General features: G+C 61.4%; 2 protein-coding genes. Both read right to left on the bottom strand.

Annotation, left to right across the window (positions count from 1 at the left end; all coding sequences use genetic code 11):
• On the bottom strand, positions 1–659 hold a 659-nt coding region (locus ACXRVY_RS29880), incomplete at its 3' end, for an FHA domain-containing protein (RefSeq protein WP_458239057.1).
• A partial coding sequence (gene tssG / locus ACXRVY_RS29875) for a type VI secretion system baseplate subunit TssG (protein WP_458239056.1) occupies positions 656–1,259 on the bottom strand: 604 nt, incomplete at its 5' end. The genes tssG and ACXRVY_RS29880, both read right to left, overlap by 4 nt.

Raw genomic sequence — 1,259 nt, 5'->3', positions numbered from 1 at the left:
CAGATTACCTGGCCGATTTTGCCGAGCATGGTGCAGCCGCCGAGTGCCAGGCAGGCCAGCAACAAGGTGCCCAGGCGCAGGTTGCTGTATAAGCTGGCGGGACTCTTGGGTGCGGTCGCGCAAATGTCAGCAAAAGGATTTAGTGGCGGCATTTCACTCATCGCTCGCAGCGGGTCGCCTTGCTCCGCTAAATCCACGGGCTGGCAAAGGCGCTCGAATTCCGCGCAAGCAGCAGGTTGCGGATCGGGCAGGGGAAGACTCGGCAGATCCTCCAGGTGCCAGGCTTGCATGCCTTCCGGCTGGCCGGTGAACAGTTCATCAAGCGAACGCTGGCCTGGCGCGTGCTCCCCCAGCTGCACCGCGACCCGATACGCACCAATCTGCAACAGGTCGCCATCATTGAGGCTCACCGCAACGTTGCGACCCAACGGCAAATCATGGCCATTGGCGTAGGTGCTGCCACTGCGGTCGATCACGCAGAAGCGCCCCTCGACGACGCGAATATCGCAGTGGTTGGGCTGCACGCTGTTGTGGCGATCCTCCAGGCGCCAGTCCGCCGCGGCGCTGCCGATGCTGCCGCCCTGTGGGCCAAACCGGTGAAGGGGCAAATACCCGTGCAACAACTGCGCAGGATTGCTGATAACCAAAGTCAGCTTCATGCGCGCCCCCGAATCCGAACCACGGAGGGATGACGTTGTTGCTGGTGTTCGATAAAACTGGTCCAGCCCAGGTGGCTCCCGCTGTCACGGAGCAGGTTGAAAGGCGGTACATCCTCCTCGCGCAGCCCCAATTCCAGGTCGTAGGCGGTGACGTCGCGCAGCAAAAAATCCATCAATTGGCGCAAYCGTCCAAACTGCTCGCCGCTGGGTAGAAACTCCCGAAAGCGCGCCTGGGTCAGGTTGGGAATGACGAGGGTGAACTTGCTGGCGCGTGTCTTGCTGCGGTCACCCACTACAAAGTCGCTGCCCAAAGTGCCGTTGACCTTGCCCAGCGCCATGCGCTGACGCTGCGGCAAACTCACCGAACGCGCCTCGAATTCACGGATGTTTACGCCGTGCAGGTCGAAGCAATGTTCGACGATGCCGGACACCACTGAGGGCGAGCGGCTACGACTGGCGATCAAGCCTGCAAAGCTCAGCAGCCGACCCCATGGCAGAGGTGTCGCACCGCGCAGGTCGTTGTCATTCAGGCCGATCAGGGAAAACACGTAGCGTGAAAACCGGTCGCTGCCCTCGGCCTGAAAACGGATGTAATAGCGG

Source organism: Pseudomonas sp. P5_A2_2, from assembly GCF_054177685.1.
This window is presented reverse-complemented; position numbering and strand designations above follow the sequence as displayed.